Origin of the sequence: Streptococcus oralis, assembly GCF_023109005.1 — a bacterium.
Lineage (GTDB): Bacteria > Bacillota > Bacilli > Lactobacillales > Streptococcaceae > Streptococcus > Streptococcus oralis_BU.
This window is the reverse complement of sequence record NZ_JALDTU010000001.1, coordinates 38630-62006: the sequence shown is the minus strand read 5'-3', so window position 1 is coordinate 62006 and position 23377 is coordinate 38630. Positions and strand designations below refer to the sequence as shown.

Below are 23377 nucleotides of genomic sequence, written 5' to 3'. Positions count from 1 at the left end.
TTTCACCAAAAAGGGGCGAATCAGTAGTTTATCCTTACTCTTTCGCCCCTCCTTTCTATCTCATAGTATTAGTTATCAAACACTTTAAAACTGTTAAATGTCTTCTTTTTTAATCAATTCTGTACGAATTTCTTGTGGCGCTAATAGTCCTGAATGAACTGGATATGGTCGTTCAAGCAAGTCCAGAATGGTTTGTTGGTGTTCTGATATGCGAACATTTTCTTGGCTCATATTGTAGTAACGGAGTACATATCCTTCTTCATTTTCCGCCACTTTAAAGGCTGTTGGGCAAACTTGTGGTAAGCTGAGTGCCGCATGACTCAAGAGGCTACCAGTCGCAGCAACACTTCCTTCTTGTTTAGCAACTTGAAGACTAGTGAATGGTGTTTGGAAGGCTTTAGCACGACGGAAGGCTGAGAAGCGTTCTTGTGCTTGGTGGCATTCAAGCGCAAACTCGACTTCAAACTCACGCAAACACTGAGCCTCTGGCGTTGGGAAGTAACCCCAGTCACCTAGTTCACCTGAGGCACGAAGAATGGTCACTGCAATCGTATCGTCCCCAAGGATTTCATACTCGTGTAATCCTTTATTGGCTACCGTCACCCCTTTTTCATCGTCATAAAGGCTGACAAAGGCTTGTTGGTGTTGTGGATTTTCAGGATTTTCCCAAGAAGCAGCTGGTTTGTTTGGTCGTGTTACTACCTCATAGATGCTTTCAGAGTCATTACTTGGACGCGTGTTATGAGTCTTAACCAAAAGACGGATACGGTGGTCCTTGGCAGTATTGGTAAAGCGAGTCTTGAAACGAATTTGTGGATTGTCAACAAAGACAGTCATCTCTGTTTCCAGAGGAAGGGTTGTCAATTCTTCTGAGCGCCCAGCTTCACGCGTCATAAACTCGATGATGCCTCTTTGTTCCGCATCCAGTTTTTCGTCTGCACTTACTGGAATTGTCAATTCATGCTTGAGCAAGATCTTGGCAAAACGAGCTGTATTTTCCAAGACCTCATAGCCCTTAAGCTCTGCATAGATAGGTTCTGTTCCTTTTGGTTGGAAATAGATGTACTCATTTCCAATGTCACCACGGTCTTCAAAGCGAATAACATCTTCATAAGCTTCATGAGTTGTCTTGTCGTAGACCGTGATGTTTTCATCCACACTTACCGTTACAAATGGCGTATCAATCACTCCATTTTGGTAAATACCGTCACGGTGTTCTTGTTCTCCTTCAAGCAATTGGAAGGTTGTCCAAGAAAGTGGTGCCAGATGAACAGGGACTGTCACGCGCACTTGTCGAGCGATACGAGCCTGACGGAACTTGTCTTTTGGCAAATCGTACTCAAAGTTAGCTCCCAGATCTTCGATTTTCGCTTCTACAGCATGCCCTTCCAAGTCTTCGACACGGTAGCTTGGCAAGGTCAAGGCTGCCATCTTCTTATAGCCTTCTGTTGGGTGCAATTCCTTGAAATCACAAGTCGCTACATCAATCACTGTGCTGACCGTATCAACCTTGTCGTGCAAGCCTGTGTTGATGACGGTAAAGAGATGGTCGCTTTGGGCTTCGTGAGTTGCGATTTTGCCCTTCCACTCATTGAGAAGATTGGTCTTAACAAAGTTTCCAACTTGGTTAACCTTGGCAAAACGTGTTTCCATCTCACGGTGAACCTCGTCCACGCTACAGCCACAGATACTGTCATGTGGCGCATTTTGTAGAAGGACTTTCCAAGCATAGGTCAACTGGTCCTTATGGTTGTGGCCGCCAGTGATGACAGTCAATGGTTCCACCACTTGTTCTAGCAAGTTGCTATTTTCTTGGAAGGCTTGTTTGAGGTAAATGCGTGATGAAGAAGTGTTGGCAAGTGTGTACCAGCCATCTGTTTCTTGACTGGTCAACTCACCTGTAACTGTTGATAACTGCTCTGGCAAAGCACTTTCTACTGCATGGACATAGTCATCAAAGGAACTATGAACAAAAGTCACATCTGGGAAGAGTTCATTGGCCACACGAATGGCTTCACTCAGATTTCGCTGTACAGGCTGGTGGTCACAGCCGTTCATCATCAACCATTGGTTGGTCGAAGCGTAGTCACGCACGTCTGACAATTTTTGTTTCCAAAAGGCCAGAGCTTCATCCTTATCAACAGGGATTTCATTCCCATTACTGTACCAGTTGGCAAAGAGGATACCGAGAACACGACTGCCGTCCGCACCCTCCCAGTACATTTCTGAAAACCGAGAAGTGAACTGCTCGTCTTCGAGGACTTGGTTGTCAAATCCAATCGGCTTGACACCACGACCAAAAGCTGCCACGTGAATACCTGATTTTTGAAGGATTTGAGGAGCTTGTCCCATATTTCCAAAGGTATCTGGGAAGTAACCAATCTGGGTTGATTTGCCCCATTTTGCACATTCTGCTTGACCAATCAAGGTATTGCGGACATTGGCTTCGCTAGAAATCAAGTAATCATCCTGCAAGATGTAAAAGGGACCAATTTTGAGTTTGCCTTCGTCAATGTAACCTTGGACTTTGTCGCGATTTTCAGGGCGAATTTCCAAGTAGTCATCAAGGACAATGATTTGACCATCCAAGTGGAAGCTCTTGAACTCAGGGTCATTTTCAAAGAGATCAAAGAGATTGTCAAACAATTCCACCAACTGCATACGGTGGCTTTCAAAAGGTAAGTACCACTCACGGTCCCAGTGACTATGTGAGATAATATGTACAACAACATTTTCCATGAAGTAAAACCTCATTCTAACTTAAATTTTTATTTTTATCTAACTAAAGAACTGACTAGCGGATATCCAGGTAATCCAAGACCAATTCACAGAACATCATGTTGGCCCAAGAGAACCATTCGCGAGAGTAGAGCGTTGGGTCATCTACGTGGAAGCTTTCATGCATAACACCTGTTCCACCATCGCAAGCAACGAGCTGGTCGAGCAAGAATTTCTTCTCCGCCTTGTCTGTTGTTGTCAAGCCTTGGATAGAAAGAGCAATGGGCCAGATATAGCGATAGAAGGTGTGAGAACTTCCGAGACCGCTAGCGTATTCTCCTTGGTAGAAGTAGGGATTTTCAGTACTCAGAATGGTGCGACGAGTTGCTTGATAGATTTCATCATTCACATCACAGTAACCAAGATAGGGAGCAGCCAACAAACTTGGTACGTTAGGGTCGTCCATGATGCTAGCATTTCCTAGACCATCTACTTCAAAGGCGTAAATCTTTTCACCCTTACTGTTAGTGGTGTAGGCGTAGTTTTCGATTCCTTCTTGGATCTCTGCTTGGAGACGTTTAGCATCTGCGATGATGCTCGAGCTATCAGCTAGGTCTAGTTCTGCAAAGATTTCTTGCACATACCCCAAGACAACGACTGCAAACATATTTGACGGAATCAAGTAGCTATACTGGCAACAGTCATCACTCGGACGAAAAGCTGACCAGGTCATGCCTGTCACTGCAAAATTAGGGCCAAAGCCATCATTTACCAAGGTATCTTCCTTGCGGTCCGTATCGCGGACAAAACGATAAGGAGAGTTCTTATGGTCTTGTTCCACTGTCCACAGATGAAGAATTTCCTTAGTCGCTGCGACAAAAGTCTCATCAAACTGACTAGTCTCGCCAGTCTCTTTCCAGAGGAGATAAGCCAGCTGCAAAGGATAGCAAAGCGAGTCCACCTCATACTTGCGTTCCCAAATCCAGCCATTAAGGTCGGTATGGTCTGTCTCGTGGTGACCCTTCCAGTTTTCCTCAATGTTGAAGGAATTGGCATAAGGATCCTTGAGTACCAAGGTCATCTGACGCTTGACCAAACCTGCAATGGTCTGACGCAGGAGGGCATCTCTTTTAGCCACATGTAGGTAGGGTCTGAGTTGGGCTGTCGAATCTCGAAGCCACATAGCAGGAATATCCCCAGTCAAGACAAAGGTTGAACCATCTTCTAGGATTTCAACCGTATTGTCCAAGGTGTCTGTGTAGCAACGCTCGAAAACATCCACCCACTCTGGATGGTCCTTAGCCCGCTCTGCTACTTCGTCTAGCCATTTTCTAACAATTTCTTTCGAATAAATCATCGTGCAATTTCCTCTTTCAAACAAGTTTCATGTTCAGTATATAGTTTTTGAGACAGAAAATACATACACAAATGATAGTCATTTTTCTACAAAATTGCTTACTTTCGAACCCCATATCTAAAGGTCTCATTTTTCTGATATAATGTAGAAAAACAGCTAAAGGAAAGACTATGAAACCACTACTTGAAACCATCGATACCCGTTTTGGGACTGCCAGCAAACACGCCTTTTCTCGGGGAAATACCCTGCCTTACACAGGCGTGCCTTTTGGGATGAATTATTTTGTGCCCCAGACCAGCGACCAGGAGGGAGCTTGGTTTTTCGATCCGCATCTGCCCATCTTTCAGGGGATTCGCTTAACCCACCAGCCCAGCCCTTGGATTGGGGACTACTCATGGCTCCTTCTGACACCTATCACAGGTCAGCCTGGGGGAGACAGCCTCTTCCATCGTCAGTCTTCCTATGATAGGGATAAGGCCTCTTTCCAACCTCATTATCTGAAGATTTTCTCCCTGCGCTATCAGATTGAAACCCAGCTTACACCGACTTGCTATGGCGCTTCTATTCGTTTGGAACAAAAGCAAGGCAAGAACCTCTCCCTCTATCTTCACGCAGCAGATGAACTGACCGTAGAGCAAGTAGATAAGCGGACTCTTGCCCTGCGTCAAGAGGGAAAAACAGAGACCAACAAAAATCCGCTGATACTGTTTACTACTTTACAAATGAATACGGATATTCTTGCTATCACACAAGAAGAGGGAGACTGGCGAATTGACTTAGCAAGCAGTCAAGCCGAGATTCAACTAGCAACTTCTTTCATATCGCCTTCTCAAGCTCTGCTTAATCTACCTCAAAAGGACTTTGACAGCTGTAAAGTAAATGCGAAAGCAGATTGGGAAAATCTCCTCCATCGTTTTGACATACTAGAGACAGGGGAAACCGACCGGACCTTCTTTGACCACTGCCTTTACAGACTCTTCCTCTTCCCACAGACTTTTTATGAGGTTGATGAATCAGGGCAAGCCATCCACATGGATCTGGCTACTGGTACTGTCAAACCCGGCGTCCTCTTTAGCAACAATGGTTTCTGGGATACCTTCCGCACCACCTTCCCCCTCTTTGCCCTTATCATACCGGAACACTATCACCGCTTTCTAGAAGGTTTCCTCAATAGCTACCGTGATACTGGATTCCTTCCAAAATGGCTGGCTCCAGATGAACGTGGTATGATGCCTGGTACTCTATTGGACGGCATTATCGCAGATAGCGCCTGCAAGGAAATGGCCCCCGACTTGGAAGAAGAACTCCTCCAAGCCATGCTGGAGACAGCCACCAAGTCTGATCCTCTTGGCATCAACGGTCGCCACGGTTTAGCTCAATACCAAGAATTAGGTTATCTTTCAACCGACCACCACGAAAGCGTCAGCCACACCCTTGACTATGCCTATAGCGACTTTTGTATCGCCAGCTGTTCCGAAAAGCTTGGTCAAAATGACATCGCCCAAACTTATAAGGTCGCATCGCAGAATTACCGCCATCTCTTTGACGCCGAGACGGGCTACATGAGAGCGCGAGATAGTCAAGGCAACTTCCGACCAGACTTCTCTCCTTATAGTTGGGGACGTGACTACGCCGAATGTTCTGCTATTCAAGCGACTTTAGGCGTCTTACATGACATCCCAGGTTTGAGTCAACTGATGGGTGGAAAGGAAAACTTTAGCCGCTACCTTTTGAAAATCTGTCAAGATGCTCCTCTATTTGAAACAACTGGTTATGGTTACGAGATTCATGAAATGAGCGAGATGGCTACAGCTCCTTTTGGGCAAATCGCCATTTCTAATCAACCTAGCTTCCACATTCCTTATCTCTTCCGCTACAGTAACTATCCTGAATACACTAGCCTTCTCATCAAGACGCTGCGTCAGAAGGCCTTCAAACCAAGCTGGGATGCCTACCCTGGCGACGAGGACAATGGCAGTCTCTCTGCCTGGTATATCTGGTCAGCTCTTGGGTTCTACCCGACCTGTCCAGGAAAACCAAGCTATGACCTCGGAATTCCCCTCTTTAATCATCTCCGTATCTACCTGGCTAAGGAAAATGAATGGCTGGATATCCATGCCGAGCAAAACCACAGCCACTTCAACTTTGTCAAAGAATGTCGATTGGACAAGACCATAGTATCTAGCATTCAACACCAAGACCTCTTGAAAGCTGAACAACTGACCTTCACCCTCAGCTGGCTACCAAATCACTCCTAACCCAAAGAACCTTTGCATCGCGCAAAGGTTCTTCTTTTATGAAACTTGGACCTGAAGCTGGTCAACCAGCTGCCCATCTACCGTCAGATTCAGATAAAAGTCCAAGGTTTTATCTCCTGCAAAATACAAGGTTGGTAGCGTTAGCTTTTTTTCAGTCTCGCCAACTTGAAACGCAAGGACTTGAATCTCGTCCCGATAAGCGACACCATGCACACCCGTCCCTGGTTGAATCGAAATCTTAGCTTCTAAAGGACTGCTAGATTCTATGCGTTTCACTGTAAAGTGGACATTTTCTCCCTTGGTCACAGCTAGACTTTTTTCTGAAAACTCTAGTTGCTGAATAGCTTCTTTTCTCGACAAGGTAGGTGTTTTATAGAGTGAAATTTTGGTCAACAAAGGCAAAGCCTGTGCCTCTGTAATGGTCACACGTATCTTCTGCGCCTCAACGACTGATCCTCGTAAGAGACGTTTGTAACCAACAGTATAACCAGAGCCAAACTCCTGCCAGGCACCATCCAGCTCTACCTGAACATGGAAAGCAGCTATACGTTGCCCCAACTTCAAATCTTCTCTTAACTCAATCACATCAAAAGCTTTAGGAGCCCCTAAATCGAGCTCTAACTGAATTGGCAGTTCTACATCACTAGCCCAAGAACTGGTCTCTAGTCCATCTGTCAGGTGGCAACAAGCAAAGTCTGCTGATAGAGCAGGACCAGATACCTTGGCTCCCAAAGCCAAATCTTCTTTATAGAGCTCGTCACGGTAGGCTCTAAATTCATACAGTCGCTGGATATCCCGTTCATCAAAGAGACCATCTTGGTTTGGCGGGATATTGAGCAAGAGAGGGGTTCCCCGCCCCACTGAGTGAAAGTAGATTTCGACCAATTCCTCGAGAGATTTAGAATCCTGATCCTCATGGTAAAACCAACCCGGCCGAAGGGAAACATCTGCCTCGCCGATTGAAAACAGCGTTCCTGAGGGATCACCGTGCTGTAGATAATCTAATGCAGCCTCTGTCCCCAACTGGTCGGGCTTGACTTTTTGCCACAAGGGATCCCCTGCATAGCCCCGTTCATTACCAATCCAGCGAATACTAGTTCCCTCTGTTGAGAATATCAAGCAATCCCCTTGTAGGTCATGAATAGTCTCAAACCAAGTCTCAAACTCATAGTTGACCTGCTGGGCCCCCTCCCCTCGAGCACCATCCATCCAAACCTCGGCAAATTTCCCAGCATTCCCATAGTTAGGATTTGATAAGATTTCCTTCAACTGAGCCAGATAATAGGCATTGTAGTCCGCTTCTCGGTCCACGTGATAGAGGGGACTGTGGGCATCCCAAGGAGACAAATACACTCCCATATCCATGTCAAATTCAGTTGCAACTTGGGATACTTCAAGGAGCAAGTCCCCCTTTCCATCTCTCCAAGGGCTGGCCTTGACCGAGTAGTCTGTATAAACTGTCGGGTAGAGCACAAAACCATCGTGGTGCTTAACCACCAAAATCAGCTTTTTAAAACCTGTTTCTTTAAGCACTCGAACCCACTCCCGCGCATCTAACTTAGTTGGGTTAAAGCGCTCAGGATCCTCCTGTCCAGTCCCCCATTCTTGGTCATAAAAGGTATTAGGACCGAAGTGGATAAAGGCTGCTAGCTCATCGCCCAGATAAGTTAGCTGGACCTGACTTGGTAATGGTCCGTTTGGTTTTATGTTCGTCATCATCTCATATCTCTTTCTCTTATCAATTTGCTTATTCAAAAAGTTATCCACAACCTGTGGATAAGAAAACATACCTAAAAATTAGCTTTTTCAGACTCCAGCTCTTAGACTTTAACCCTGTCACTCTCAGGCAGACCTGCTCAAATCCCTACTAGACTAAGATTTCTACTAGAAAGATAAGCACGTTACTAGTTTCCGGAGCAATTCTCAAGATCCCTCTAGGATATTAGCTAAATGTCCTGTTCTCCCCAGACTTATCCACAACTTGTGAATAAACTATTGTTTCAGGCCACTCTCTCCTTGACTATAACAAAAAGCGATAGCAGCGTCAATATGGCTAAGCTCCCTTCCTAAATCCCCTGAAAAGATTCTATAATTTGTACAATCGTAGCTTTTGCATTCGCCAGCTAGTGAGAATCAGCCAGTAGAAAATGACCTCTTTATCACATTGTGAACAGCACAACTGTGGTACTATAATACCTAACAACCTAATCATTTCCAGCAAAAAATCCCGCAGATTTGCGGGATTCTCTCTTGCATCAATGTGCCAACATTTCTTGGGCGATTTCTTGTCCAGATAAGTTATCTGGATAGTAGGTTGGCCAGTTATCCATCTCTTCAAAGAGGGCTTCTTGGCTAGTACCTCCAAAGAAGATATGGAAATGTTCTGCCTTGACTGGGGCGATATTGTGGTCACTAAACTGAACGTACTTGAACTGTCCAGCATCCGCATCTGTCGCTTCAAAGAGGAAGCGCACGCCACGATTGCCTTTCTTGTAAGTCAAGATTTTCTTACCAACATACTTGTAGGTGAATTTCTTACTTTGTCCACCTTGAACAAATTCCATAGTGTTATCAGTAATGTTAATCTTGGTCACATCTGTCTGATAGCCTTTTCTATAGTAGGCCTTGTACTCATCCTTTGTCATCTTGCCAGTTAACTTAGCCTTGTAGTCAAAGACTTGATCAAAAGTTCCATCTTCAAGGAAAGGATAAACTGACTGCCAGTTACCAGCATAGTCACTCAAGGTACGGTCCTTGACAGCTGCATCCTCAAAGTAACCATTGTGAACTGTCTTGGTGTTTTCTTCCTTCTCTGGCTCGATTTCCGATCCTTCTTGGTCTGTTGTTTGTTTCAAAGCCTTGAGGTTTTTCTCCATGATAGAGATGTAATTTTCTCCCGCCTTGGTGTCCTCTTCTGTCAGACTTTCTAAAGGATTGAGGACATCTGTTTTGACACCTGCCTCTTTTGAAAGTGTATTGGCTAGGGCTTGTGAGGCATTTTCTTCAAAGTAAATATAGGCGATTTTATTTTTCTTGACGTACTCTGTCAATTCTGCCAAACGTGCTGCTGATGGCTCAGCATCTGGTGAGAGACCTGAGATGGATACTTGCTTGAGACCATAATCCAAGGCAAGGTAGTTAAAGGCAGCGTGCTGGGTCACAAAGCTCTTTTGTTTGGCTTGAGACAAACCATCTGTGTAGGCCTTATCTAAGGCTTGCAATTTTTCGATATAGGCAGCAGCATTCTTCTCAAAGGTTTCTTTTTTATCAGGATAATCTGCTGACAAGCTGTCACGGATATGCTCTACTAGTTTAATGGCACGGACTGGTGATAACCAAACATGGGGATCGAACTCATGGTGATGGCCTTCTTCTCCATGGTCATGGTCTCCCTCTTCTTCATCGCCACCTGGCAAGAGCAACATATCGCCTGTCGCCTTGATGGTTTTCACCTTTTTCTTATCCAAAGTATCTAGCAATTTTGGAACCCATGTTTCCATGTTTTCATTTTCATAAACGAAGGTGTCTGCGTCTTGGATTTTGGCAACTGCCTTGGCAGACGGTTCGTATTCGTGAGGTTCTGTACCAGCACCGATTAGAAGTTCTACATTAGCAGTATCTCCTGCGACTTGCTTGGTAAATTCGTAGATAGGGTAAAAGGTTGTCACGATATTTAGCTTCCCATTTGCCTGTTTTTGATTGGAACAAGCCACTAAAAACAGGGCACATAGACTAGCTAGTAGTAAGCTCAGTTTTTTCATTTCATTCTCCTATTTGATAAAACGTTTCAGTAGACTGACTAATAAAAAGACAGCTACAAAGATAATGGTAATACTAGCGCTGGCAGGGGTTTCCGCATAGTAGGAAATATAAAGTCCTGCCACCATTCCCAAAAAGCCAATAACGCTGGCTAGTAACATAACGGATTTAAAGTTTTTCCCCAGACGCAGGGCAATACTAGCTGGCAAAACCATGATGGTCGATACCAGAAGAGCTCCTGCCGCAGGAATCATAAGGGCAATGGCTACCCCTGTCACCATGTTAAAAAGAATGGACATGGTACGAACGGGCAAGCCATCCACAAAGGCCGTATCCTCATCAAAGGTCAGTATGTACATTGGTCGCAAGAATAAGAAAGTCAAGAATAAAACGACCGCCGCAATGGCAAAGAGGAAAATCACCTGCTCCCGGCTAATGGTCACAATCGAACCAAAGAGATATTGGTCCAAACTCATAGAACTAGAACTTTTACCCTTACTCATGACAATCAGAGACACTGCAAGTCCTGTTGACATGAGGATGGCAGTCCCGATTTCCATAAAGTTCTTGTAAACCGTACGGAGATACTCCAGAAAGACCGCAGCGATCAAGACAATGGCAATGGTTGAAATAGTTGGAGAAATTCCCAAAACCAGACCAAAGGCTACTCCTGATAGAGAAACGTGACTGAGGGTATCGCTCATGAGACTCTGACGACGTAAGATAAGGAAGGTACCAAGAACTGGAGAAAAGAGACTCATGGCAATGACCGCCAAGAAGGCACGCTGCATAAAGTCATAGGATAACAAACTAAGCATGTTCCACCTCCTGGTCGCTTTCGTGAACGTTGAAACAACGCCATGGCGAATCTTGGTTACGAACTAGATGAATATTGCGATCCGCATAGTCCTTGACCTCCTCAGGATCATGGGTAATCATCAAAACGGCCTTGCCATGATGATGAGCGCTGTGGTGCATGAGTTCGTAAAATTCATTTTTGCTCCCCACATCCATCCCTGTCGTCGGCTCATCCAAGACAAAGATGTCTGGGTCAGAAGCAAACATCCGTGCAATCACTGCTCGTTGCTTTTGCCCTCCCGATAGGGAGCCAATTCGTTTATCACGATGTTCCCACATACCAACTGAGTCTAGACTGGCCTTGATATGCTCCTCATCGTGGGCATTCAAACGACGGAACCAGCCCTTTCGCGGATAGCGACCCGACTTGACAAATTCATAAACTGTACTTGGAAAACCAGCATTAAAACTAGCAATCTGCTGGGGAAGATAAGCTATCCTTAGCTTTTTTCCATGAGTATTTGTCTTTGAAATGGTTACCTTGCCAAATCTTGGTTGCAAGATGCCTAGACTCGCCTTAATCAGCGTCGTCTTGGCAGCTCCATTTTCACCAGTCAGGGTGACAAACTCCCCACTATCAACACTGTAGTTGATGTGCTCGAGGACAGGTTCTTTATCATAATAGAAAGACAAATCCTCTACTGTAATATACCGCATTATTTGATTTCTCCTACTAAAGCAGTTAAAAACCGCTGAATCACTTCTTGTTCATTTGGAGTAAACTGATTTGCTACTTGTTCATAGGCTGAGAGTGTGTGCTCATGGTGGTGGTGGTGTTCTGCCGCTACTGGTCGAGCTAGCTCTGTCAGTCGATAAAAGATTACACGCGCATCCTTAGGATCTCTGGATGTCTCTAACATACCCTCTTTGACTAAAGACTTGATAGCCTTGGTCACTGCCGCCTGACTGACATTAAGGCGACAGGCCAACTCCGAGTTAGTTAGGGATTCTTCTGACAAGAGCATGAGGATGTGCTCCTGAGTGTTGGTCAAGGCTACGTCACTTGTGCAATGCCCGATCAGAATTTCATGCTGGTTCTCAGATCTCAAGATCACCTCGTTTAAAAAGTTATCGATTTCCTGTGCAAGCTGTCTCATGTGTTACTCCTTCCCTAGCTATCTTTTTCGTAAAAAACTTAGATAGCCACCGATTCTTTACTGGTTAATTATATCATAAACCAAAAAAGAGTCAAGGGAAAAAGGCGTAAAAACGTTTCCCTAGACTCTTTTAGATGTGAAATTTAACCTATTTTAGCTTTGGTTTTCGGCTCGATAAGATACCTGACAATCCAGCTACCATACCCATCAAGAGCAAGAAGATGGATTGTTCACTTCCTGTATTTGGGAGAGCTTTTTCTGAGACAACTGCCTTCTTGCTAAATTGACCTGCCACCTCATAAGTCAATGGCACATTTGTAGTCGCATCGTTAGCAGCTGCATTCGTTTGAGGCGTTTCTACTGGTAGACTAAAGTTTTTAGAATCCACAGAAATCGTCCGTGAGTTCGGATTGATCTTTTCATACTGGGTCAAATCAGCGGTTTTCAGATACTCTTCAAAGGCTGCATCCATAGAAGGTCCTTCTTCTCGCGCACCACCTAACATCGTGTAGCCATCGCCACCCGCAGCTAGGAAATCATTGGTTGCAAGATAGTAGGTTTTTGCGAGGTCTAGGAGATCATAACGACCAGTCGTGCGGTTTTTGACCTGGATGGCCCAGACACGTTTACCTGATGGTAGGTTGGTATCATAGTAGACCTTCACACCTGAAACTTGCAAGAAGCCACCACTTGGTTCTAGCAATGGTTGTCCGTTCTCATCCAAGACCTTCTTGCCATCTTTATCGACCTGCAAGATAGATCCGAGTGACTTTTCAAACATATCCAATACTTGTTGCCCAGTCACTTGGATTTGTGAGATGGTATTTCCAAATGGAAGAACAGCAATGACATTTCCTTTGGTAATCGGTTTGCCTTTTGCAATAGTTTCACGCAATCCACCACCATTTGTCACAGCGATGTCAGTCGGATGGCTAAATCCTGTCTGACCATACTGATAGAGAGAGTCTGCCACGACGTTTCCGAGGTTGGTTTCACGAACTCGAACATTTTCACGATCACCGTTTAGTTCCACAGGGCTGTTTGAAACGACTTCAACAGCATTTTCAGCATCGTATTTTTGTTTAATGTCTTTGACTAGTTTTTCAACTGTTGGATTGGCAGTCAGTTTCTTGGCGTCAGCAGCTGCAATCAACGTAGGATTACCCAAAAGCTGACGTGATTTGTAGATAACCTTCCCAACATTATGAAGGTAGCTTCCTGTTTGGTTATAGGTAACATTGTCGCCATAAGTTGTGGAAGCTACTGTATGAGAATGCCCATCAATAACTGTCACACGTTTGCCTTTGAGACGAGGATTTTTAGATAGAGCTTCTGCTAAGGTTGAACCACGCCACTCGACTGGAGTTGTGGTATCTACACCGAGGTGAGCAAGCACAACATAGTGTTGGTAGTCCTTACCTTCTGCACGAGCCTTGGCTTGAACTTCTTCGATGACCTTATTGACTTCAGAGATTGGATCTGTAAAAGTTACCCCTTTAATGTTTTTCGGGTGGGTTTTTGTAGCAGTTTCAGGTGTTGTCACACCGATTACAACAAATTCATCACCTTCCACAGTCTTATCTTTATCAACGATTGTGGAAGCTTCAAAGAGACGAGCACCATTGACGTAGGTATTTGAACTAAGTAATGGGAATTTCAAGATTTCCTTGTATTTCTTAGCTTCGTCCAAACCAAAGTCAAACTCATAGTTTCCTACTGCCATGGCATCATACTGCATCTGATTGAGAATTTCAGCACGCGCTTCACCCTTTGTAGAGTTGGAAATCGGTAAACCTTGGAAGGCGTCTCCAGCATCTACGACGAGAGTCTTTTGATTTGATTTCGCGCGTTCCTGCTCAATGGCAGTCGCTAACTTGGCATCTCCAATTACTCCCTTTTCCTCTACAATACGACCATGGACATCATTGGTGTGTAAGATAACGGTGTCCTTTTCTTCGCTTTTAGTAGATTCAGCAGGAGCTGACGGAGCTTCTACAGGTGCAACTGCTTCTGAAGTTGCCGAAGTTTCCGGTACCGCAGGGCTCTCAACAGGAGCTGAAGTCGCCGACGTAGCAGGAGTCGCTACAACAGCTGAACTTTCTGCAGGAGTTGTTGCTTCCTCAGCGTAGACTTGTCCAGCTAAAAAGGGGTTGGGGCTAATAGAGCTGTCGACAAGACAGGTAACAAAGAACGTTTATTCATTTTAAAATCCTTTTCTTTTCTTTTTCTCTTTTATATTATACGCTATTTCTAAAAATTTTGAAACTTTTGACTTATTTTCATCTAAAACATTCGCCATTTAAACAAAAAAGTCTGGGTTCAAATCCCAAACTTTTAACTCTTTTTATTGGAAATCTTTGATATTCCCATCATAGGTCGCCCAGTCCTTGCTAAAGAAGCGGTCATTCATCTTATAGTCTGGAGCTGGAGTCGGATCCGTCAAGAAGGGATTGACAACCTTATCAAAAGCTAGCCATCCCAACCATCCTAGATGAATGGTATCTTTAACAAAATATGGATCTCCTCCATTTTTTGAAAAATCAGCAATATTGGTAAAACCCTGACTTTCTAATTGGTAACGAATTTTCTCCACTGCATGCTGGTACATCTCTTCGCTGAGTCCTGTGTACTCCATCCACTTCTTGTTAACCGGCTGAATGACAAAGAGCACATTGACATTCGACTTAGCAAATTGATTGAGGACCAGCTGCAAATCATTGTATTCAGAGGACTTGAGGAAGTTGTAATTTTTTTGATACCCTTCCCATTTTTTTAAATCCTTTTGAACCTCTCTCGTATAGAAATGATTTTCCATCCCCATATCGTTATTGGTCGTATTTGCTTCCGCGTCCTTACGAACAATTTTTTCTAACTCATCATAAGAAAATTGATCCGGAAGATCCTTTAAATAGTTCTCCACGTGTTCCTTGTACTTGAGTTTTCCTCGAATGGAGAATTGTCCAAAGAGAGCGGATTGCTTTTCATTGAATCGCGCAAAAATATCAATAGCAACTTGATCAACCTCTGATAATTCTTCACCCTTTGACAGTTTTTGAACAATGCCTTTTAATGCAACATTAGGATTCTGCTTTAACAATCGAATAGCCGCATGCTTTGCAGCAATGTCACCAGATTGATTTCCCAAAAAAGCTGTCAATTGGTCACTGTTAAAAAATCTCTGAAACGCTGCGGGTTCATAATCTGTCTCCGTAAACCACTGAGGCGAAATCACAAATACAGCCTGCTTATTCTCTATTTCTGGCAAAATTTGCTGTAGACCAAAATATTGATTTAGAGAGGCTGCTCCTGCTTGACCTAGAAAGTAAGGACGATAGGGACGATGGTATTTTTCCGCTAAAACAGCTGGATGGACACTATCAAATCGAATCCATTCACTAGACCCTAGAAAAGGAATAAAACGCATATTTGGATCCGTAAGAGCCCTTACTTTTTGGCTTCTCTCTTTAAAACTCTCTGCACTAACAGAAGCCGCTGAGTACTTCTCCTCCGTCAGATTATGACTTGTTGTACTTGGATAAAAAAAGATGAGTAAAAGAATCAAAAGGCCAGCAATGAAGATAGGACCGAAGATCAGCCACAAGCGTTTAAGCATTCTTCAACTCCGTGATACCTGCTACGATTTTATTAGCCGTATTCCAGTCATCACGACCGAACTCCGTCACTGGAACACGAATGTCAAAACGATTTTCAATCTCAACAATCAATTCAACCGTCCCCATGCTATCCAAAACACCAGCATCAAAAAGATCTTCATCCATCATGTCAGAAACATCTTCCATAAACAACTCATCAATAATTTCAATAACTTCTGATTTGATATCCATTTTTCATATCCTTTTATTTTTTAAACCATAAATCATTCAAAAATCCAGAAAAGATTAAGAATGAAACCATCACGACATGGAAGGTGACAACCATGCCAAGCAACTGAATCCAGCGATTCTCAGGTAAGGAACCCTTTCCAGCTTTTTTCCGTTCTTTATTGAGCGCTTTTTTCTTACGAACCCAAGCGTCATTGATGACTAGCCCAATCCCATGAAAAAGTCCATAGGCGATGTAATACCAAGTCACACCATGCCAAAACCCCATAATCAGCATATTGAGAATGTAGGCTACACTTGAGGTCACATTGCGATTTTTAAAAATCTTCTTTCTGGTCATGACCATCACCATCCGCATAAAGACAAAGTCACGAAACCAGAAAGACAGACTCATGTGCCAGCGATTCCAAAACTCTTTTAAATCCCTAGACAAAAAGGGCTTGTTAAAGTTGATAGGACTATGAATACCCATCAAGTTTGAAATGGCTAAGGCAAACATAGAGTAGCCCGCAAAGTCAAAGAACAAGTCTAGACCAAAGGTATACATCACCGCCAGAGCATAATGATTAAAGAAACCACCTGTCTGTAAGGCCAAATTTTTCAGCGGAGGCAGTAATATCTCTCCTAAAATGTGAGCCAAGATAAACTTGTAAAGGAAGCCCAGCATGATATATTTGACAGCCTCTTCTAGCATATCCATCAGCTCATCCCGCTCAGGAATGGTCTCGTAATTTTCATTGAAACGTTTAAAACGATCAATGGGACCACTTGAGAAAGTTGGCATAAAGAGAAGAAAACGTAAGAATTGCCAAATCGTTAAATCCTTGATAACACCGTCTCTCAACTCAACGATAACCCCAACTGCACGAAAGGTCAAGTAAGAAATCCCTAAAAAGCCAAACAAAGATTGAGGTCCATGAATAGCAGGAGATACCTTCACAAAAACGATTGGCAATAGGGATAGAAAGCTAACCAGGTAAAATATCCATTTACTATCCCGTTGTTTCCTGTACCTTTTGTAGAATGATACAAGAAGTACTTGCCAGATGACATAAAGGATAAGTGCGCTTATTTGATTCGTCTTTCCACCGACCAACATGGTGACGATAAAGAAGAGACTAACAAGTACCTCGTACAAGGCAAAACGTTTCTTGAAAAAAAGACCGATGAAGATAGGTAAAGTCGCAACAATTACGTATAAAAAGTACTGAAGATCACCATAAGGTTCCAAATGAGGTAGCTGTTTGTAAAGCTCCATCATCTATTGTTTACCTCATTAATCAAGCCCTTAATATCAATTTTACCATTAGGCGTTAGTGGCAAACTGTCTCGATAGAGAAACTTGGATGGCATCATATAAGACATCATGATATCTGCTAAGTCTTCCTTAATAGCCTTGGTAATATCGATATCACGTTCAAACTGCTGACGGACACCGTCCTTTAGGATGACATAGGCCAGTAGATTTTGCACCTTGTGATCCTTGTTATAGCGTGGAACAGCAACAGCCGACTCGATATAGCGAGATTTGTTGAGATTTTGAGAGATATCTTCAAGCTCAATGCGATAACCATTGAACTTAATCTGGAAGTCCATGCGTCCACCGTAGAGAAGCAAGCCCTCATCTGTCATAGTTCCTACATCCCCTGTATGGTAGGCCGGAAGACCTTCGAATTCAAAGAAAGCTTCTGCTGTTTTTTCAGGATTATTCATATAACCTTTTGAAACAGCTGGCCCAGAAACGATGATTTCTCCCTGTTCACCATTTGGAACTTTCTTACCTTCCTCATCAATGATAAAGGTCGGAGAATCCGCCTTGGTATAGCCGATTGGCAGGCGTTTGAGAGTCTTCAACATCTCGTCTGTTACAGCAACTGCTGACAAAGCTACTGTCGCTTCTGTTGGTCCGTAGGCATTGATAATACGGGCATGTGGGAATCGCTCACGTAGTTTTTGAGCTGTTTTGACCGTCAATTCTTCACCATCAAAGTAGAAATGCGTGATTCCTGGCATTTTCTCACTGTTAAAGTCTTCTGACAACATGGCCATATCTGCAAAGGAAGGTGTTGAGGTCCAGATAGCAATGGGCAAGGAAAAAATCGTCGCAAAGAGTTTTTTGAAGTCCTGAGTAATGGCTGAAGGAAGAGCGAAAAGCGTGCCACCAAGTGCCAAAGTCGGTGCCCAGTACATGACAGATAGATCAAAAGAATAAGGGGGCTGAGCCAGCATTTGTGGACGACTTGGCGTCGCAAATTCCTTATCTGTAATCATCCAGTTGGTAAAGCTGAGGAGATTATCATGGGAAATCTGCACTCCCTTTGGCTTACCAGTCGTACCAGAAGTAAAGATGATGTAGTAGTTGTCATCTCCCTTGACTGGATGGTTCATCTCGTAGCTAGAAGCTTGAGCAAAAGCTTCATGAACTTGCTCTAAATTCAGCATCGGTGTGCTTGTTTGCTCTAATAGAAATTCTGAAATGGCAATAATCAAACTTGGCTCTGCAACTTCTACGATAGCATAAACTCGTTCCAAGGCCGAATGGCTGTCAATAGGAATGTAGGCATGCCCCAACTTAGTCAGCGCTACAAAGGTAGCCAACATCTCATACTCCTGACCACCAAAAACGACGACTGGAGATTTCTCAGGCAAGCCAAGTCGATCGATAGCTGCAGCTAAACTATCTGAATCAGCCTTCAGATCACCATAAGTGTGCTCTTGACCTAAAACATTGTAGACAGGATATGTTGGATGTGTTTGAGCAAAGTGCTCAATCGTTTCAATCATATCTTTTATCGGTTTATTAGACACGGTTTTTCTTCTCCTTCAAACTAGAACTCATTATAAATAAAGGTTCCTTGACTCTGACCAAGGTAACTAAAAAAATAAAGCAAACCAAGTAAGATTACAAAATATAGGACGGTCTGTCCCAAAAACATATATAATTTTCTGTGTTTTCCCATAGTTAGTGTGTTCAATTTTCTATGATTTTTCAAAAAAGCTATGCAACTATGCATTTACTACCTTATCTTCCTAACATTGTACCATTTTATCAACCTTTTTTTCAACTGTTTACCATAACTTAAAAGTTCGTTTTAGCTTATTTTAAGATAAGTTAAGATATCAATCTTTTTGTCATAAATAAAGACAAAAAAGAGCCTGAGATTTCCATCTCAAACTCTGTTGCCAATCACTCTTTTATCTTAGAAAAGTGAGAATACGAGGACTGCTAAGGACGCTCCGAGGATAGGTCCCACAACAGGAATCCAAGCATAAGACCAGTCTCCGTCTCCCTTGTTTGGAATTGGCAAGATGCTGTGCATGATACGAGGTCCAAGGTCACGAGCTGGGTTCAAGGCATAACCCGTTGTCCCACCTAGTGAAAGACCGATACCGACAATCAACGTTCCCACTGCAAAGGTCCCTAAACCGGCTTGAAGGTCATAGAGTCCCAAGGCAAAGATTGTCAAGAGCAAAACAAAAGTTCCAAGGATTTCGCTAACCAAGTTCGATACTGTGTTCTTGATTGCTGGTCCAGTACTAAATGTCGCTAGGATATTTCCTGCGTTTTCTTCCGCCTCATAGTGTGGTTTGAATTGCAACCAAACCAAAATCTGAGCCACCATCGCTCCTGCGAATTGGGCTAGGATATAAGGGAAAACAGAAGCCCAAGAGAGCGTTCCTTTTAAGGCCATAGCAAACGTCACAGCTGGATTTAGGTGGGCTGGGCTGAGCGTGCCAGATACAAAGGCTGCAACAGCTACAGCAATTCCCCATCCCATAGTAATCACAATCCATCCTGAATTGTTGCTCTTGGTTTTGGGAAGAACCACACCTGCAACAACACCATTTCCTAGGAGGATCAGGATTAAGGTCCCCAAAAATTCTCCAAATAATTCTTTCATCATATCTTTGTCTCCATTTAAAAGAAGGGGCGAGCGACAAGGAATGCTGCCCTCCCTCTCTTCTAGTTTTTCTTAATTTTTTAGTTCTGCTAAATCGTTTTGAGCAAGAGCTGCTTCGACATCCGCATGGTAGGCTGCTTTTTCTTCTTCAGTCCAATCATAGAATCGTCCCATTTCATCCAGAACTGGCTCAACGATGCTATCTAAACTATCACGCATGAAGAGCATGTGGTTGGTACGGCGAAGGAGGAAGTCAACTGGGCTAAGAGCCAATTCATTGCGCATTGCATAGTGAAGGGACAAGGTGTCTGCCAAGCTGAGTCCTGGCGCCTGTTCCAAGCTGTGAGCAAGGGCAAAGACCTTCGGTGCATTTGAACCGTATAGATTTGCTAGATAGTGAGCTTCCTTGCTATCCAAACCACGTGAAACTCCAAGTTGAGCAAAGGCTTCGATTTCTGAATCCACATTTGCTGGGTTCAATTCTCCACCTGAAACAGGGTAAGTCTTAGAGTTGATGAGTTTAAAGCTACGGTCAAATTCGGCTTTAAGGATGTCAACCACGCGCTCCATAGCTCCTTCAGCCATCTTACGGTAGTCTGTGATTTTACCACCAGCAAGGGTCAAAAGGCCATTGTCATCACGGTCCAAGCTCGAACCACGAGAAACTGCAGATGGATCCAAATGTTTCTCAGATGTGCTGCTTTCAAGCTTGCTGACAGCAGATTCAACATCTTCACGCGTCTTTTCTTTCGAGAGATAAGCTTCGACAGTCGCAATCAAGTTATTGAAGCTTTCATCGCTGATGGTTCCGTTGTTTCCACCATTGTAGTCAGAAGCGCTATTGCCTGCAATCAATGGACGAAGACCTGCCCAGCTGCTTTCGATATCATCGATAGTAATGTTAGCTTCTGGGAAGCGGTTGTTGACAATGCCAAGTAGATAATCTACATCTTCCTGAGTCACTTTTGGATGTTCCAAATCGCCTGTGTAGTCTGTATCAGTTGTACCGAAGTAGGTCTTGTTTTCACGTGGGAGAACAAAAACCATACGACCGTCACCCAAACCTGTGTCAAAGTAAACTGGCTGTGAAACCTTGATTTTGCTTGAATCCACTACCAAGTGAACTCCCTTGGTTGGACGCATTTGTGAGAATTGGGTTCCCTTATTGGACAAATTACGTACCTTGTCGCTCCAAGGACCTGTTGTGTTAATAACCAGACGAGCCTTAATTTCAAAGACTTGGTCTGTCAACAAATCACGAGCTACAACACCTGTAATCTTGCCACTTTCGTCAAAGAGGAAGCCTTCTGCCTTAACGTGGTTGGCAATGAGTGCACCGTCTTGGTTGGCACGTTTGATGTTTTCAATCACGAGACGCGCATCGTTATTACGGAAGTCAAGATAAACCCCACCTCCTACCAAACCTTCTTTCTTCAAGTTTGGCTGGCGTTCCAAGACTTCTTCCTTGCTCAAGACCTTGTTAGCAGCTGGCGTATTGTTAACCCCTGCCAAAAGGTCGTACAAGTCCATGGCTACTTTGAGACGGAAGAGGCTAAATGTCGCTCCATCCTCATCGTAAACTGGCAAAAGCATTGGATCTGGTTTTGGAATGTGTGGAGCGATTTGTTGAACCACTGCACGTTCAGAAACTGTATCTGAGACTACTTCCACGTCAAATTGTTTGAGGTAACGCAGACCTCCGTGAACCAATTTTGTTGAACGGCTAGATGTTCCTTCTGCGAAGTCCTGCATTTCAATCAAACCAGTCTCAAGACCACTTGCTGCTGCCTGCAAGGCTACACCTGCCCCTGTGATTCCTCCACCGATAATCAAAAGATCCAGAGTACGTTCCTGCATTTTTTTAATTGATAATTCTCGTGTTTTCTTTGAAAATTCCATATTTACACACTTTCTAACTGAGTCGTTTCATTCTTAAGCTGATCATTGCATCAAGAAACCGTATTAGTCGTCGATTTCCGCAAAGACTTGCGTTGCTTTCACAGCCTTCTTCCAGCCCTTGTAGAGTTGTTCCTTGCGCGATTCGTTCATGGATGGCTCAAAGAGTTCTCCTGTCTCGTTCAAGAGTTTCAACTCATCCAAGTCCTTCCAGTAGCCCACTGACAATCCTGCTAGGAAGGCTGCACCTAGGGCAGTTGTTTCCAAGTTTTTAGCGCGGGCGATATCAATTCCCAAGATGTCAGCCTGGAACTGCATGAGGAAGTTGTTCATGGCTGCACCACCATCTACCTTCAAGACTTGGATAGCTGTCTGCGCATCCACTTGCATCGTGTCGATGATGTCACGCACTTGATAAGCGATAGATTGCAAAGTCGCCTTGATAAAGTCTTCTTTGCTTGTTCCACGAGTTAAGCCAAAGACCGAACCACGAGCGTTTTGATTCCAGTATGGAGCCCCTAGACCTGTAAAGGCAGGTACGACATAGACTTCGTCATTGTTGTGAGAATTGAGAGCATATTTTTCAGACTCTGGTGAATTTTCAACCATGCGAAGTCCATCACGAAGCCACTGAATGGCACTTCCTGCGATGAAGATAGAACCTTCCAAGGCATAGTAAACCTTGCCGTTGATTCCATAACCAATCGTTGTCAAAAGGTTGTTTTCAGACAACTGCATCTCTTCACCAGTGTTCATAATAATGAAAGAACCTGTTCCATAAGTATTTTTGACCATACCTGGTTCAAAGGCCAACTGACCGAAGAGGGCTGCCTGTTGGTCCCCAGCCATACCTGAAATTGGTACTTCTCCACCGTAGAAATGGAATGGAGCAGTCTTGCCGTAGATTTCAGAGTTAGAACGAACTTCTGGAAGCATAGCCTTAGGAATGTTGAGGATTTCCAAAATCTCATCATCCCATTTGAGTTCTTTAATGTTATAGAGCATTGTACGGGCTGCATTTGAGTAGTCCGTCACATGAGCCGCACCGTCAGTCAATTTCCAAACCAACCAAGTATCGATAGTACCAAAGAGCAATTCTCCTTTTTCTGCTCTCTCTTGAGCGCCTTCTACATGGTCCAAAATCCAACGAACCTTGGTAGCAGAGAAGTAAGCATCGATAACCAAACCAGTCTTTTCATGGAATTTTTCCACATAACCTTGGCTTTTTAGTTGTTCAGCCAGAGGAGCAGTTTGACGTGATTGCCAAACGATAGCATTGTAGATAGGGAGCCCTGTTTTCTTATCCCAGACGACAGTTGTTTCACGCTGGTTGGTGATCCCGATTGCTTCGATTTGACTTGGTTTCACACCACTTTCGATGAAAGCACCCGCGATAACTGACTGAACAGAGTTCCAAATTTCATTGGCATTGTGCTCAACCCAACCTGCTTGAGGAAAAATCTGAGTGAATTCTTTTTGACTAGAGCTGACCTTTTCTCCTTTTTTGTTAAAAATGATGGCACGAGAACTGGTCGTTCCTTGGTCAATAGCCATGATGTATTTTTCTTGTGACATGTGCTGTCCTCCTGATAAAATCTTGAGGGGATTCCTCTTTACAGTAACTAGTATACAAAATAAAGCGCTTTCTTGTTTATCAATTTTTTTAAAATTTTAAAAAAATGTGAGGAGA

General features: G+C 43.7%; 16 protein-coding genes and 1 pseudogene. 1 reads left to right on the top strand and 16 read right to left on the bottom strand.

Going from position 1 to position 23377, the window contains the following annotated elements; genetic code table 11:
• Nucleotides 1-93 precede the first annotated feature (93 nt).
• Together M1F56_RS00270 and M1F56_RS00265 are read right to left on the bottom strand one after the other, a co-directional pair.
• Nucleotides 94-2739 carry an alpha-mannosidase gene (locus M1F56_RS00270; RefSeq protein WP_247916474.1) on the bottom strand — a complete coding sequence of 882 codons (2646 nt, stop codon included), beginning with the start codon at nucleotides 2737-2739 and terminating at the stop codon, nucleotides 94-96.
• A gap of 55 nt (nucleotides 2740-2794) precedes the next feature.
• Nucleotides 2795-4075 carry a glycoside hydrolase family 125 protein gene (locus tag M1F56_RS00265; RefSeq protein WP_247916473.1) on the bottom strand — a complete coding sequence of 427 codons (1281 nt, stop codon included), beginning with the start codon at nucleotides 4073-4075 and terminating at the stop codon, nucleotides 2795-2797.
• 170 nt (nucleotides 4076-4245) lie between these two features.
• On the opposite strand from M1F56_RS00265, the gene M1F56_RS00260 reads away from it, so the two are divergent.
• Entirely contained in the window at nucleotides 4246-6333 is a 2088-nt protein-coding gene (locus tag M1F56_RS00260; RefSeq protein WP_247916472.1) for a GH92 family glycosyl hydrolase, read from the top strand.
• 36 nt (nucleotides 6334-6369) lie between these two features.
• Here M1F56_RS00260 and M1F56_RS00255 read toward each other — a convergent pair whose 3' ends face one another.
• The 14 genes and pseudogenes from M1F56_RS00255 to glpK all read right to left on the bottom strand — a co-directional run bounded on the left by M1F56_RS00255 (nucleotide 6370) and on the right by glpK (nucleotide 23262).
• Nucleotides 6370-8049 (bottom strand): alpha-L-fucosidase, encoded by a 1680-nt coding sequence (locus tag M1F56_RS00255; protein ID WP_061588626.1) that lies wholly within the window; start codon nucleotides 8047-8049, stop codon nucleotides 6370-6372.
• 539 nt (nucleotides 8050-8588) lie between these two features.
• Complete coding sequence (adcA, locus tag M1F56_RS00250) at nucleotides 8589-10094, bottom strand: zinc ABC transporter substrate-binding lipoprotein AdcA (protein ID WP_061588548.1); 1506 nt, start codon at nucleotides 10092-10094, stop codon at nucleotides 8589-8591.
• 9 nt (nucleotides 10095-10103) lie between these two features.
• On the bottom strand, nucleotides 10104-10910 hold the full coding sequence (locus M1F56_RS00245; RefSeq protein ID WP_061588547.1) for a metal ABC transporter permease: 807 nt from the start codon (nucleotides 10908-10910) through the stop codon (nucleotides 10104-10106).
• Entirely contained in the window at nucleotides 10903-11607 is a 705-nt protein-coding gene (locus tag M1F56_RS00240; RefSeq protein WP_061588546.1) for a metal ABC transporter ATP-binding protein, read from the bottom strand. The genes M1F56_RS00245 and M1F56_RS00240 overlap by 8 nt, the downstream gene beginning before the upstream one ends.
• On the bottom strand, nucleotides 11607-12047 hold the full coding sequence (gene adcR, locus M1F56_RS00235) for a zinc-dependent transcriptional regulator AdcR (RefSeq protein ID WP_061588545.1): 441 nt from the start codon (nucleotides 12045-12047) through the stop codon (nucleotides 11607-11609). Before adcR ends, M1F56_RS00240 begins: the two co-directional genes overlap by 1 nt.
• Nucleotides 12048-12195: 148 nt before the next feature.
• A pseudogene (gene nt5e / locus M1F56_RS00230) lies at nucleotides 12196-14249 on the bottom strand (cell surface ecto-5'-nucleotidase Nt5e).
• 142 nt (nucleotides 14250-14391) lie between these two features.
• Nucleotides 14392-15660 (bottom strand): D-alanyl-lipoteichoic acid biosynthesis protein DltD, encoded by a 1269-nt coding sequence (gene dltD / locus M1F56_RS00225; protein ID WP_247916471.1) that lies wholly within the window; start codon nucleotides 15658-15660, stop codon nucleotides 14392-14394.
• Nucleotides 15653-15892, bottom strand: a complete 240-nt coding sequence (gene dltC / locus M1F56_RS00220) for a D-alanine--poly(phosphoribitol) ligase subunit DltC (protein WP_000351968.1) — start codon at nucleotides 15890-15892, stop codon at nucleotides 15653-15655. Before dltC ends, dltD begins: the two co-directional genes overlap by 8 nt.
• 13 nt (nucleotides 15893-15905) lie before the next feature.
• Entirely contained in the window at nucleotides 15906-17150 is a 1245-nt protein-coding gene (dltB, locus tag M1F56_RS00215; protein ID WP_247916470.1) for a D-alanyl-lipoteichoic acid biosynthesis protein DltB, read from the bottom strand.
• The gene (gene dltA, locus M1F56_RS00210) at nucleotides 17147-18697 is read right to left on the bottom strand and encodes a D-alanine--poly(phosphoribitol) ligase subunit DltA (protein ID WP_247916469.1); all 1551 of its coding nucleotides are present in this window, start codon (nucleotides 18695-18697) and stop codon (nucleotides 17147-17149) included. The genes dltB and dltA overlap by 4 nt, the downstream gene beginning before the upstream one ends.
• A 20-nt stretch (nucleotides 18698-18717) precedes the next feature.
• On the bottom strand, nucleotides 18718-18849 hold the full coding sequence (locus M1F56_RS00205; protein WP_025168981.1) for a teichoic acid D-Ala incorporation-associated protein DltX: 132 nt from the start codon (nucleotides 18847-18849) through the stop codon (nucleotides 18718-18720).
• A 240-nt stretch (nucleotides 18850-19089) separates the two neighbouring features.
• Nucleotides 19090-19794, bottom strand: coding sequence for an MIP/aquaporin family protein (locus M1F56_RS00200; protein WP_125449821.1), 705 nt, complete (start codon nucleotides 19792-19794; stop codon nucleotides 19090-19092).
• 69 nt (nucleotides 19795-19863) lie between these two features.
• Complete coding sequence (glpO, locus tag M1F56_RS00195; RefSeq protein WP_125449819.1) at nucleotides 19864-21690, bottom strand: type 1 glycerol-3-phosphate oxidase; 1827 nt, start codon at nucleotides 21688-21690, stop codon at nucleotides 19864-19866.
• A 63-nt stretch (nucleotides 21691-21753) separates the two neighbouring features.
• On the bottom strand, nucleotides 21754-23262 hold the full coding sequence (gene glpK / locus M1F56_RS00190) for a glycerol kinase GlpK (protein ID WP_125449817.1): 1509 nt from the start codon (nucleotides 23260-23262) through the stop codon (nucleotides 21754-21756).
• Between the last annotated feature and the right edge of the window lie 115 nt (nucleotides 23263-23377).